This window comes from Desulfatiglans anilini DSM 4660, assembly GCF_000422285.1.
Classification (GTDB): Bacteria; Desulfobacterota; DSM-4660; order Desulfatiglandales; family Desulfatiglandaceae; genus Desulfatiglans; species Desulfatiglans anilini.
Genome location: NZ_AULM01000013.1, coordinates 51,301 through 63,577, shown reverse-complemented (window position 1 = coordinate 63,577; position 12,277 = coordinate 51,301). Strand labels below are relative to the sequence as shown.

Annotated in this window: 12 protein-coding genes; all 12 read left to right on the top strand. The window is 63.1% G+C overall.

Annotation, left to right across the window (positions count from 1 at the left end):
• Positions 1-9 precede the first annotated feature (9 nt).
• Positions 10-876: a branched-chain amino acid ABC transporter permease gene (locus tag H567_RS0111165; RefSeq protein WP_028321467.1), complete on the top strand. Its 867-nt coding sequence runs from the start codon at positions 10-12 to the stop codon at positions 874-876.
• Between the two features lie 6 nt (positions 877-882).
• A complete protein-coding gene (locus H567_RS0111160) occupies positions 883-1,893 on the top strand; it encodes a branched-chain amino acid ABC transporter permease (RefSeq protein WP_028321466.1) in 1,011 nt (336 codons plus the stop codon).
• Positions 1,890-2,678 carry an ABC transporter ATP-binding protein gene (locus tag H567_RS0111155; protein WP_028321465.1) on the top strand — a complete coding sequence of 263 codons (789 nt, stop codon included), beginning with the start codon at positions 1,890-1,892 and terminating at the stop codon, positions 2,676-2,678. The genes H567_RS0111160 and H567_RS0111155 overlap by 4 nt, the downstream gene beginning before the upstream one ends.
• Positions 2,671-3,423, top strand: coding sequence for an ABC transporter ATP-binding protein (locus tag H567_RS0111150; RefSeq protein ID WP_028321464.1), 753 nt, complete (start codon positions 2,671-2,673; stop codon positions 3,421-3,423). The genes H567_RS0111155 and H567_RS0111150 overlap by 8 nt, the downstream gene beginning before the upstream one ends.
• A 54-nt stretch (positions 3,424-3,477) precedes the next feature.
• A complete protein-coding gene (locus tag H567_RS0111145; RefSeq protein WP_028321463.1) occupies positions 3,478-5,139 on the top strand; it encodes a class I adenylate-forming enzyme family protein in 1,662 nt (553 codons plus the stop codon).
• Positions 5,140-5,217: 78 nt separating this feature from the next.
• Positions 5,218-5,739: a response regulator gene (locus H567_RS24445; protein WP_051184740.1), complete on the top strand. Its 522-nt coding sequence runs from the start codon at positions 5,218-5,220 to the stop codon at positions 5,737-5,739.
• 630 nt (positions 5,740-6,369) lie between these two features.
• Entirely contained in the window at positions 6,370-6,891 is a 522-nt protein-coding gene (locus H567_RS24440; protein WP_035254124.1) for a response regulator, read from the top strand.
• Positions 6,892-7,153: 262 nt separating this feature from the next.
• A complete protein-coding gene (locus H567_RS0111120; RefSeq protein ID WP_028321461.1) occupies positions 7,154-8,431 on the top strand; it encodes an ABC transporter substrate-binding protein in 1,278 nt (425 codons plus the stop codon).
• 375 nt (positions 8,432-8,806) lie between these two features.
• A complete protein-coding gene (locus H567_RS0111110; RefSeq protein ID WP_208598366.1) occupies positions 8,807-9,754 on the top strand; it encodes a branched-chain amino acid ABC transporter permease in 948 nt (315 codons plus the stop codon).
• Entirely contained in the window at positions 9,754-10,764 is a 1,011-nt protein-coding gene (locus H567_RS0111105) for a branched-chain amino acid ABC transporter permease (protein WP_028321459.1), read from the top strand. The genes H567_RS0111110 and H567_RS0111105 overlap by 1 nt, the downstream gene beginning before the upstream one ends.
• 2 nt (positions 10,765-10,766) lie before the next feature.
• Positions 10,767-11,525, top strand: coding sequence for an ABC transporter ATP-binding protein (locus H567_RS0111100; RefSeq protein WP_028321458.1), 759 nt, complete (start codon positions 10,767-10,769; stop codon positions 11,523-11,525).
• On the top strand, positions 11,522-12,274 hold the full coding sequence (locus H567_RS0111095; protein ID WP_028321457.1) for an ABC transporter ATP-binding protein: 753 nt from the start codon (positions 11,522-11,524) through the stop codon (positions 12,272-12,274). The genes H567_RS0111100 and H567_RS0111095 overlap by 4 nt, the downstream gene beginning before the upstream one ends.
• The last annotated feature ends 3 nt before the right edge of the window (positions 12,275-12,277 follow it).

The window sequence follows — 12,277 nt, the reverse complement described above, 5'->3', positions numbered from 1 at the left end:
GGCGGCGTCATGGATATCTTCATATACGGTATTTTCAACAGCATTTCTCTGGCCCTGATGGCACTCGGCTTCGCCCTGGTGTACGGGATCAGCCGGGTCCCCAATTTCGCCCACGGCGCCTTGTACGTCGTAACGGGCTTCCTCACCTGGGGTTTCCTCCGAACGCTCCACCTGAACTACTTCCTCAGCATCCTTCTGGCGATGCTCATCACGGGCATCGTCGGGGCCCTGATCTATCAGTTGATCCTGGTGCGCGTCAGGGGTATGGCGATATCCGAGATCATCGCGTCCTACGCGATGGGGCTCGCCATCATCGAAGGGTTTCGCTGGTGGGGGTTCAAGGGCATGACCTACACGCTGCCGGTCTTCGTCGAGGGCAGTGTGACGATCGCGGGAATCCCGATCGACTGGCAAAGGATCCTGGTGGTGGCGGTCGGGGGGGCGGTGGTGGGTTTTCTGTGGCTTTTCACGCACTACACGAAGGTGGGGCTGGCCCTGCGGGGGATGGCCCAGGATGAACGGGCCTCTCTCATGCTCGGGATCGATTCGGACCGGATGGCGGTCGTGGCGATGAGCTTCGGGGCCATGCTGGCCGGGCTCGCCGCTATCATGCTGCTGCCGCTCGGCAACATCGTGGTCGAGAAGGGGTACGATGTCCTGATCCTGGCCATCGCGGTCTGCATCGTCGGCGGCTTGGGGAGCTGGATGGGGGCGGTCGTGGCCTCCTTCCTGATCGGCTTCGCCCAGATCTTCACGGTGGTTTACCTGGGGGCCCATTTCCAGATGGTGGTCGCTCTCCTGGCGATCATCATCACGCTGATCCTGCGCCCTTCGGGTCTTTTCGGACGTCAGAAGGAACTGGAGGAAAGGGTTTAAGCACTCATGACCGAACAGCGTCGCAAAGAACGGCTGGACCGGGGGATCAAGGTCCGCACCGACGGGCTCTACGCCCTCATGTCCTGGCGCGAGTTGTCCTATCTGACCCTGCCCCGGCTGGTCCTGATCCTGGGCATCATCATGCTGCCGCTCATCCTGCCGAGCCTCTACTGGCAGCGGGTGGTCTCCATCGTCTGCATCTATGCGCTTCTGGCGCTGAGTTTCGACTTCCTGGCCCATTACGTCGGGCTGGTGTCGCTCGGAGGCGCCTTTTTCATCGGGGTCGGCGGCTATATAGCCGCTATCCTCAACACCTCCTTCGGGTTGCATCCCCTTCTGACCGTCCCGATCGCCACGGTGTGCGGGGCGGTCATCTGCACGGTGCTGCTCCTGCCGTGTCTGCCGCTGCGCGGGGTGTATTTCGCGATCGTGACATTGATGTACCCTTTGCTGCTGGCGAGGGTCATCGAGGCCCTCGACATCCTAGGCGGAACCGACGGCATCATGGGCATCGAGAGCTTCCCGAGCCAGCGGGTCGAGGAGTATCTGGTCATCGCGCTGGTGCTCCTCTTTCTTTTCGGGGTTCGGCGTCTGGTCAACCTCGACATCGGGCTGGTCTTCCGCGCGGTGAAGGACAACGATCAGGCGGTGCGGGCCTCGGGCATGAATGTGACCTACTACAAGGCCCTGGGGGTGTTCATCGCCTCGGGCCTCGGGTGCCTTGGCGGGGCGTGCCTCGTACACATCTACATGTGGTCCGGGATCTCCCTCTTCGCGCTCGATTTTTCCATTCTGCCCATTGCTGCGACGGTGATCGGCGGCGGCGGAACGCTGGTGGGGCCGGTCCTCGGGTGTTTCATCCTGGTGCCCGTCTCCGAGCTTCTGAGGGCGTTCGGGACCTTGCGCATCGTCTTTTATGCCCTCATCCTCATGGCCTTCGTGGTGTTTCGCAGTGAGGGGCTCATGGTCTACGGGACCCGGAAATACCAGCAGTTCGAAAGGTGGGTGAAGGTATGAGCGCAGAACCGATCCTCGAGATCCGGGAGGTGACCAAGACCTTCGGCGGGATCCTGGCCCTGAACCGTCTGAGTTTCAATGTTTACCAGGGGGACGTCCTCGGGATCATCGGCCCGAACGGCTCGGGCAAGACCACGATCGTCAACTGCATTACGGGCTTCGTCAAACCGAGCTCGGGCAGGATCTTCTTCCGCGGGAAGGAGATCAGCGGCAAGCCCCCGCACAAGATCGCCGACATGGGGGTGGCGCGCACCTTCCAGATCATGCGGCCCTATTACAGTCTGCCCGCCTACAAGAACCTGGTGATCCCCCTCTTCTCGCCGCGTTCGAAGCGGACCGGCGGCTGGCGGGGCGGCGGAAAGCTCGGCGACCGCAACACGGTCAGCATCGACATCCTGGAGGAGATCGGCTTCGAGCGCGATTCCTACGTCCCTTACAAGATGGCCTCGAGCCTCCCGACGGGCTACCTGAAGCGCCTGGAGCTGGCGCGCTGCCTGGCGCTCAAGCCCGATGTGATCCTCTGCGACGAGGTGTTTTCGGGGCTCAGCATGAGCGAGATCGCCAGCATGGTGCCATTGATCGAACGGCTGCAGATGGAGGGGATCACCCTCGTGATGATCGAGCACCGCCTGCGCGAGCTGTTCCGGGTGGCCAACCGGGTGGTCGTCATGAATTTCGGCGAGAAATTGACCGAAGGGACGTCCGAGGAGGTCATGGCGGATCCGCGGGTGAAGGAGGCCTACTTCGGGTCCGAGGAGATTTCGGAGGTGATGACCTATGCTTGAGGCGTCCGGCTTGATGGTGTTTTACGAGAACATGCTCGCCCTGAACAACGTCAGCATCGCGTGCGCGGAGAAGCGGATCGTGGGGGTCTTCGGCGCCAACAGCGCCGGGAAGTCCACGCTCATGTACACCCTCTCCGGCATCATGGAGGACATCCGGAAAAAGGAGGCGATGGCCGGCGGCGAGCGGATCACGGTGCTCGGCAGTGTCACCTACCTGGGCGAGGACATCTCCGGCCTCAAGCCGAGCCTGAGGGCCCGCAAGGGTCTCATCCTCTGCCCCGAGCGGCGCCGCATCTTCAGCGAGAGCACGGTCCTCGAGAACCTCCGCATCGGCGCCTACCTGGCGAAGCCCGCCGAGGCGCGGGAGACCGAAGAGTACTGCTTCAAACTCTTCCCGCCCCTGGTCAAGCTGCGCAAACGCATCGGCGGGTTTCTGAGCGGCGGGGAGCAGCAGATGCTGGCGATCGGGCGGGCGCTCATGGCGCAGCCGAAGCTCCTGCTCCTCGACGAGCCGCTGATGGGCCTGAGCCCCCTGATGCAGGCGATCCTCGTCAAGGCGACACGGGTCATCCGCGACGAGCGCCAGCTATCGATCATCGTCACGGAGCAGTATGCGCGGCCGGTGATCCCCATCGTAGACTACGCCTTCATCCTCGAGAACGGGGCGGCGGTGCTCGAAGGGGAGCGCCAGGCGCTGCTCGACAACCCGGATGTGCGCTCCGCCTACTTCGGGGTCGAGTCGTAGGCCTAGGATGACGGAAAACCTTTTCTCAGCCTTTTTTCGGGAGTTTGCGGGATTATGAAAATCAGTCCGGAGGAGCTGGCGCGGGAGGTGACCTTCACGCGGTTCGACCGCATGTGCGAGCGCTACGGCGACCGGCCGGCGGTGCTCTATCTCGGGGAGGTCTTCTCCTTTTCCCGTCTGCGGAATCTCAGTGAGCGGTTTGCCGGGGCACTGGAGGAGATGGGGGTCCGCAAGGGCGACCGGGTGATGATCTACATCAGCAACTGCGTGCAGTGGGTCATCGCCTACCTCGGGATCCAGAAGCTCGGGGCGGTCCTGGTGCCGGTCTCGCCGATCTACACCTCGTTCGAGATCGAGTATATGATCAAGGATGCCGAGGTGGAAACGGTGATCTGCCTCGACACGAACTTCTGCTATGTGCAGGAGGTCCTCGAGAAGACCGGCCTCAAGCGGGTGATCGTCACGAATCTGGTCGATCTCCTGCCGCCCTGGAAAAGGGCCCTTGGGGTCCTGTTCGACAAGATCCCGCACGGAAAGTGGGAAAAGAGCACCAAGATTCATTCCTTCCGGTCCCTCCTCAAGCATGCACCGCTCGCAAAGTCCCCCGCGATCGACCCGTGGAAGGACCTCTCCTACATTCTGTACACGGGCGGCACGACCGGTTTTCCGAAGGGGGTCCCGGGCAACCACATCGGCATGACCTCCTATGTGAACGATGTCACCGAGGACGTGGCGGCGGACCACCTCAAGGAAGGCGAGGACGGCTACATCGCCGTCAACCCGCTCTTCCACATCATGGCGCTCGGGCTCTTCATGGCGCTTGGACTCAACAAGGGGAATTGCACGGCGCTCATGCCCATGCCGCAGGTGGACGCGATCCTCGAGACGATCGAGCGGCACCGGATCCGGTGGATGCTGGGGGTGCCGGCCCTCTACCGGATGATCCTCGAAAACGACCGCCTCGAACGCTATGACATCAGTTCGCTGGTCTACTGCTACTGCGGCGGCGACGTCCTGCCGCGGGAGGTTTTCAACCGCTGGAGGGAACGTTTCGGCGTGCCCGTCTACCAGGTCTACGGGTCGACCGAGGCGGGGCACGTGACCTACAGCCGCATCGACGGCAACCCGAAGCCGACCACCATCGGCCTGCCGCTCGAAAGCCGCGAATGCCTGGTGGCGGACCCCGAAACCCTCGAACCCGTTCCGACGGGCGAGACGGGGGAACTCCTGGTGACTTCGCCCTACACGATCAAGGAATACTGGAAGAAGCCCGATGAGACCCAGAGTTCCTATGTCAAGATCGGCGACAAGATCTTCTACCGCATGGGGGACTTCGTCAAGCAGGACGAAGACGGCCAGTTGCTGTACGTGGAGCGCTCCGCCGACATCATCAAGCACAAGGCCTTCCGGGTCTCGGCCTCCGAGGTGGAGGCCGTGCTGCAGAACCATCCGACCGTGATCGGGGCCTGCGTCGTGGGCGTGCCGGATCCAAAGGTGGGCGAGCGGATCAAGGCGATCGTCGTGCTGAAGGAAGACGCCCGCGGAGTGAGCGGCGCCGACCTCCTGAACTTCTGCCGGGAGCGGCTGGCCTCCTACAAGGTGCCGAGTTATATCGAGTTCCGCGACATGCTGCCGAAATCCAAGGTCGGCAAGCTTCTGAGGCGTGAGATCCGCGACGAGGAGCGCCGCCGGCTCACCAAGGAAAAGAAGATGTGACGAAATTTCCGGATTGGAAGCTGGGTTCTACCGGAAAATCATTTCCGGATGGATACGAGTTAGAAGGAGGATCCTGCGATGCGGGAGAGTGTTCTGAACAACAAGCGTATTCTGGCGGTCGATGACGAGCCGGACGTGCTCGAGGCCCTGGAGGAGCAGCTCGAAGAATTCGAGGGGCTCGTCTTCGACAAGGCCACCGACTACAAGACCGCCTACGAACTGCTCCGCTCCTGGAGCTATGATCTGGTGATCCTGGACATCATGGGGGTGCGGGGCTTCGATCTCCTGAACGCGGCCGTGCACCTCGGATTCCCGGCGGTCATGCTGACCGCCCACGCGTTTTCGGTCGAAGCGCTCGAGAAGTCTGTCGAACTCGGCGCCCGGGCCTACCTCCCTAAGGAGAAGCTGGCCGAAATCGTCCCCTTTCTGGAGGACGTGCTCACCCTCAGCCACCAGGCCGGCTGGAAGCGCGTCTTCGACCGGCTGGGCGGGGTTTTTACGTCGAAGTTCGGCAAGGAATGGCAGAAGGATCGGGAGGCGTTCTGGAAGGAGGTGCAGGAGGGGAACTACCAGCCTGCCCCCGTCATCCTGAAGAAATAAGACTGTCCCGTGCGGCCGGGGCTCCGTCCGGGGCGTCCGTTTCCAGCGCAGGCGGCAGGCGGCTCAGCCATGACCGCCCCGCCCGCTTCCAACCCGCGGGCGTTCAGTTCGCCTGTGTGCGCCAGGGCGGTGCCGCTGCACCGGGTGTTGGTTTCCTCGTTCCATTTTCGATGTCTCTCAGGCGATTCTTGCGCCTCGTGAAAGGGGCTGCAGCGAATCCCCGTTCCATCGCCCCACCCTGGCGGGACATGATGCCCCCCCGGCGAGGGGTGCTTTCCGCGCCTCCGGCGCGCGCGTTTTTCGCTCTGCCCGTCAAGGTCTTTCGACAGGGCGGATTCCAACCTCCACACGAGGACTGCCGCCCCGCGGACAGGCCTCGCGACCCGGCAGCCGAAAACCGCTCCGGCGCTTCGCATGCGGCAAGAGCGTTGCTTTTTTTTCGGTTTCCATCCGGGACGGTCGCTTCAGCCGATTCCAGCGCCGAGCCGCGTGTTTGTCCTGCGCCGACCCGGATGGCGTCTTGTTTCAACTGTCTGATACCCGTTCGTTTGAACTCCTGGAATTGATGATGCACCCGGCTCCGCGGCGGGTCCGAAGGCCACGCCGGAATGAGGAAAGGAGCACGTTCGAATGCCTGAAAGCATCCTGAACAACAAGCATATCCTGATCGTCGACGATGAACCCGACGTCCTCGACGCGCTCGAAGAGCAGCTGGAAGGCTTCGAGGGGCTCCTGATCGACCGGGCCCTGGACTATGAGAGGGCTCAGCAGCTGCTGCACTCCTGGACCTACGATCTGGTGATCCTGGACATCATGGGGGTGCGCGGCTTCGAACTCCTCGACACCGCCGTCCACATGGGGTTCCCGGCGGTGATGCTGACCGCGCAGGCCTTCAACCGGGAGGCCCTCCAAAAATCGATCGAGCTCGGCGCCCGGGCCTATCTGCCGAAAGAAAAGCTCTCTCAGATCGTCCCCTTTCTGGAAGACGTGCTCACCCTGAGCCATCAGGCCGGATGGAAGCGGCTCTTCGAACGGCTGGGCGGGGTCTTTGCATCGTCCTTCGGGAAGGGCTGGGAGAAGGATCGGAAGCAGTTCTGGCAAGATGTTCAGGAGGGGCGGTACGAGCCTTCACCGACCATTCTCAAGCGATAGCCCGCAGCCGGCGCTATCCCCGCTGGTGAGCCTGGCCGCGGCCGATCATCTGCGGCTGGCCGGGCGTGCCTCTGTTCGCCATGAGGTTTTTCATCCCTCCGATCGCCGCGGCATTCATGGGCGGGATGAGCGCCGCCCGGCGTGGACCCGTCGAGCTTGCGTTTCGTCGGCGCCCCTGAGGCCGATCGAAGAGGGGTGATCCCGATGTTTCATTGGACCGTCAACCGTTTTTTCCAAGTGTTGTCCAAAAAAGGAGGCTGGTATGAAGGTAGCGAGCTGTCTGGGGAAGGTCTTTTTGGTGCTGGTGTGCGCGGCCCTCTGGTCGGTTCCCGCGGGCCCTGATCCGGCTGCGGCCGCGGATCCCATCATCGTCGGCGCGCCGATTCCGAGGGCGAGCGGCTATGGGCAGAACGGCGAGCGGGGGATGGTGCTCGCGACCGAGGAGATCAATGCCGCCGGGGGCGTCAATGTGGGCGGCGAGAAACGGCCCATCAAACTCGAGATCATCGACAGCCGGGATGAAGAGCCGGGCGTGCCGGCCCGCGACGTGCTCCTGGCGATCGAGAAGCTGATCCTCGACACCAAGGCCCACTTCATCGCCGGCGGCCCCTGTATGTCGGAGTGCTCGATCGCCGCGATGGACCTTTACGCCCGGTACGGGATCGTGGACATCGTGGGGATCGGTTCCTACACCCCCACCTGGGATCAGAAAGTCGCCGAGAACCGGGAAAAATACAAGCACTCCTTCCGGGCGAGCGGCAGCGTGAAGTGGTATGTCAAAGAGGCCCTGGACCTCCTGACCAGCCTCAAGGAAAACCACGGCTTCAATAGGCTGTTCATCTCCATCGACGACAGCCTCATGTGCCGGAAGGCTGCGCAGATCGTGGAAGAGAAGGCGAAGGCCATGGGATGGGAGATCACCGGATACGACAAGCACCCGATCGGCACCACGGACTACACGGTGCCCCTGACCGAGTGCAAGAAGTCGGGCGCGCAGGTGCTCTTCGTCTGGGCGTATGCCCCCGAGACCTCCATCATGATCCGGCAATGGGCGGACCTCGAAGTGCCGGCGCTGCCGCTCGGCTTCATCGGGGCGGCTGAAGACCCCGGTTTCTGGGAGGCCACGGGCGGGAAGACCGCCTATGTGGTGGTGAACCTCTCGGAGGCCGGCGCGACCCCCTCCGATGTCACCCCGAAGTCCCGCGCCTATTACGAGGCCTATGAGAAGCGCTGGGGCGTGCCGCCGCGCAGCACCGGGTCCGTGAGCGGGTACGAGACCATGTACATCCTGACGGACGCCATCCAGCGGGCCGGGACCCTCGACAAGGAGGCCGTCATCGACGCCCTCCTGAAGACCGACCTCCAACTGGTGCGCGGGACGGTCCGCTTCGACGAGAACCATCAGATCGTCTACGGCTATGACCCCCAGACGAGCGTGCTCGGGAACTGGATCCAATGGCAGGACGGCCAGCGGGTGACCATCTTCCCGAAGGCCGCCGCCACCGGGGAACTGAAGCTCCCGCCCTGGATGAAGAAGTAGCCCGGTTTCCATCCGGAAATGGTCTTTTTGGCCAATCTCGGCGTCAATCTGCACGTTTGCTTGTGCGGCGACCTGCAGGTCGCCTCCGCGCAAACGCTTGATTTCCTTGATATTGGCCAAAAATCCTCATTTCCGGATTGGAAACGGGGTTCTACCAGGAAATCGTTTTCGGATGAAAACTGATTGATTTGCTTGAAATTGGTTGAACCGGGACCCGCCACGAAGCGTTGGGACTGGGCACCCGCAGGGTGTGAAGAAACCGGGACCCGCGCTGCAAGGGCGGGACTGAGCACGCGCAGCGTGTGAAAAAAATCCTCATTTCCGGCCTGGAAACGGGATCGTGCTGAACAGGCCATTTCAGGACGTTGATGGTTCATGGTTCTGCAGCGGAAGTGGATGTCGGCTGCAGGACCGACAACCCACAGCCGAGGTGCGGGCATGGAGATCCTGATCTACGGGGCGGTGAACAGCATGATTTTCATGCTGCTGGCCGCCGGATTCGCGCTGGTTTACGGCGTCAGCCGCATCCCCAATTTCGCCCACGGCGCGGTTTACGTGCTTGTGGGCTTCCTGACCTGGAGCTTCCTGAACGACCTGAAGCTGCCCTACATCCTGGCGATCCTCCTGGCGCTCGTCGTGTCCGCGCTGCTGGGGCTGATCATTTACCGTCTCGTGTTGATCCGGCTGCGGGGGATGCCCACCTCGGAGATCATCGCCTCCTTCGCCGTCAGCCTGGTCATTCTCGAAGGGCTCCGGCTGCAGGGCATCGCCGGGTTCAAGGGGTTCATCGGGCCGTTCTACTCCCTCCCGCCGTTTTTCGACGCCAAGATCAACGTCGCCGGGGTCTTCGTGGACTTCCAGCGCCTCTTCATCCTGGGCTTCGGCAGCCTGATCCTCGTGGCCATCTATCTCTTCACCCATTACAGCAAGGCGGGGTTGAAGCTGAGGGCGATCGCGCAGGACGAACAGGCGGCCATGATGCTGGGGATCCATCCGGACCGGACCGCGATGCTGTCCCTGGCGGTCGGGTCAGCCCTGGCGGGGATGGCGGCGGTCCTGGTCCTCCCCCTGGGGAACCTGGCGGTGGAGCAGGGATACCACGTCCTGATCCGGGCGCTCGCCGTCTGCATCGTGGGAGGGCTCGGAAGCTGGGCCGGGACGATCCTGGCCTCCCTGGTGCTCGGCTACACGGTGATCATCAGCAGCACGCTCTTGGGGACCGTCTGGGAGTCGATGGTGCTTGTCGGGACGATCATTCTCATCCTTCTGCTCAAGCCCTCCGGGCTCCTCGGCAAGCAGAAGGAACTGGAGGAAAGGGTCTGATGGAGATGTCCGAACGGCGCAAAAAGCGCCTCGACCGGAGCATTACGGTCAGAAGCCGCGGGCTCTATGCCCTCAGTTCCTGGCGGGAGATGACCTTTCTGCTCCTCCCGCGCGTGGCTCTGGTGGCTCTTCTCTGCGCGCTCCCCCTGATGCTCGACATGTATTGGCAGCGCGTGTTCTGCGCGGCCGCCACCTATGCCATGCTGGCCCTGGCCTTCGATTTTCTGGCCCAGTACGCGGGGCTCGTCTGCCTCGGCCTCTCCATGTTCATCGGCCTCGGGGGCTACGTCTCCGGAAGCCTCAACCACTACTGGGGATGGCCCATCTGGGTCACCATCCCCCTGGCCTCGGTGGCCGGGGCGGCGCTCGGCACCCTCGCGCTGGTCCTCTGTCTGCGGCTGCGCGGGGTCTATTTCGCCATCGTCAGCTTCATGCTGCCGCTCTTCCTGGTCTCCTTCATCATCGCGACCAGCATCCTCGGAAGCACCGAGGGGATCAGCAGCCTCGACTACCTGCCCAACATCTGGGTGGAGCAGTACCTGCTGGTGGGGGCGCTGCTGGTCGCGCTCTTCGGCCTCCGCCGGCTGATGACCGAGGATTTCGGGATCATCCTGCAGGCGGTCAAGGACAACGATCAGGCGGTGAAGGCCTCGGGCATCGACATCACCGCCTACAAAATCAAGGCCCTTTTTCTGGCCGCCCTGATCGGGTCCTTCTGCGGCGCGTACCTGAGCCACCTCTACGGCTGGCTGGGGCTGTCCATGTTCGCCATGGACTTTTCCATCCTGCCGATCGCCGCGACGGTCATGGGCGGGATGGGCACCCTCGCCGGCCCGGTGATCGGGGCCTTCGTCCTGACGCCGCTCTCGGAGGCCCTGCGGGGCTTCGGGCAGCTGCGGGTGGTGCTTTACAGCCTCATCCTCCTCGCCTTCATCCTCTACAAGCCCGAAGGGATCCTGAACTACCTCGAACGGAAGTACTTCCAGTTCGAGCGCTGGGAAAAGGTGTAGCCATGACCGGAGAACGCATCCTGGAAGTCACGAATCTCTGGAAGTCCTTCGGCGGGGTCCATGCCATGAGCGGCGTCAGCTTCGACCTGCACAAGGGCGAGGTGGTCGGGATCATCGGCCCGAACGGGGCGGGAAAGACGACGCTCGTGAACCTTCTGACCGGCTTCGTCAAGCCGGACGACGGGCGGATCACCTTCATGGGCGAACGGATCGACGGCCTGCCCCCTCACAAGATCGCGCTGCGCGGGCTGGTCCGGACCTTCCAGGTCATGCGTCCCTTCCACACCATGGCTGCCTACAAGAATCTCATTGTGCCGCTCAACTCGCCGCGCGTCCGGAAGACCCGCTCCGGGGCCCTCGGCGACCTCGACTCCGTCGCCATCGACATCCTCGAGGAGATCGGCTTCGAGCGCGACGCCCGGGTGCCTTACAAGACGGCGGGGTCGCTCCCCCTCGGGTATCTGAAGCGGCTCGAACTGGCCCGGTGCCTGGCGCTCCAGCCCGTGGTGGTCCTGTGCGACGAGGTGTTTTCGGGCATGAGCATGTCGGAGATCGCCAGCATGCTCCCGCTGCTCGAAAAGATGCAGATGAACGGCATCACCCTGATGATGGTGGAGCACCGCCTGCGGGAGCTCTTCAAGCTGGCCGGCCGGGTCATGGTGATCAACTTCGGCGAAAAGATCGCCGACGGGCCGCCCGCGGAGGTGATGGAGGACCCGGCCGTCAAGAAGGCTTACATGGGCGCGGAGGACCGGAAATGAACCATCTGGAGATCAAGGACCTCATGGTCTTCTACGAGAACGCCCTCGCCATCAACAACGTCTCGCTCAGCGTGGAGAAGGGCGGGATCACGGGCGTTTTCGGGGCCAACAGCGCCGGGAAGTCCACCCTCATGTACACCGCGTCGGGGGTCATCCTGGACGTGCAGAAAAAGGAGCGCATGCGGGGCGGCCAGCGCCTGACCATTCTGGGTAGCATCCTCTTCGAAGGCCGCGAGATCCGTCACTTGGAGGCGAGCGAGCGGGCCCGCCTCGGGATGGTCCTGTGCCCGGAGAGGCGCCGCATCTTCAAGGAGAGCTCGGTGATGGAAAACCTCCGCATCGGCGGTGTCCTCGCCACCCGGGCCCAGGCGGTGCGCACGCTCGACTACGTGTTCCGCATCTTTCCGAAGTTGAAGCTCCTGCGGAAGCGGGAGGGCGGCTTCCTGAGCGGCGGCGAACAGCAGATGCTCGCCATCGGCCGCGCCCTGATGGCCCAGCCGAAGCTGCTCCTGCTGGACGAACCCCTGCTGGGGCTGAGCCCTCTCATGGAGACCATGCTGACAGAAGCCGTCGAGAACATCAACCAGGAGACCGGCATCAGCGTGGTCCTGGCCGAGCAGTACGCGAGGCCTGTGCTGCCCCTCATCGACTTCGGCTACGTCATGGAAAACGGCGGGGTGGTGGTGATGGGGCGGGCCCAGGAACTGATGGACAACCCGGACGTGAAATCGGCGTATTTCGGGATGTAGCGG

Bases quoted from the DNA above. Each gene is read 5' to 3' on its own strand.
- H567_RS0111165 (WP_028321467.1), top strand. From the start codon at position 10: ATGGATATCTTCATATACGGTATTTTCAACAGCATTTCTCTGGCCCTG.
- H567_RS0111160 (WP_028321466.1), top strand. From the start codon at position 883: ATGACCGAACAGCGTCGCAAAGAACGGCTGGACCGGGGGATCAAGGTC.
- H567_RS0111155 (WP_028321465.1), top strand. From the start codon at position 1,890: ATGAGCGCAGAACCGATCCTCGAGATCCGGGAGGTGACCAAGACCTTC.
- H567_RS0111150 (WP_028321464.1), top strand. From the start codon at position 2,671: ATGCTTGAGGCGTCCGGCTTGATGGTGTTTTACGAGAACATGCTCGCC.
- H567_RS0111145 (WP_028321463.1), top strand. From the start codon at position 3,478: ATGAAAATCAGTCCGGAGGAGCTGGCGCGGGAGGTGACCTTCACGCGG.
- H567_RS24445 (WP_051184740.1), top strand. From the start codon at position 5,218: ATGCGGGAGAGTGTTCTGAACAACAAGCGTATTCTGGCGGTCGATGAC.
- H567_RS24440 (WP_035254124.1), top strand. From the start codon at position 6,370: ATGCCTGAAAGCATCCTGAACAACAAGCATATCCTGATCGTCGACGAT.
- H567_RS0111120 (WP_028321461.1), top strand. From the start codon at position 7,154: ATGAAGGTAGCGAGCTGTCTGGGGAAGGTCTTTTTGGTGCTGGTGTGC.
- H567_RS0111110 (WP_208598366.1), top strand. From the start codon at position 8,807: ATGGTTCTGCAGCGGAAGTGGATGTCGGCTGCAGGACCGACAACCCAC.
- H567_RS0111105 (WP_028321459.1), top strand. From the start codon at position 9,754: ATGGAGATGTCCGAACGGCGCAAAAAGCGCCTCGACCGGAGCATTACG.
- H567_RS0111100 (WP_028321458.1), top strand. From the start codon at position 10,767: ATGACCGGAGAACGCATCCTGGAAGTCACGAATCTCTGGAAGTCCTTC.
- H567_RS0111095 (WP_028321457.1), top strand. From the start codon at position 11,522: ATGAACCATCTGGAGATCAAGGACCTCATGGTCTTCTACGAGAACGCC.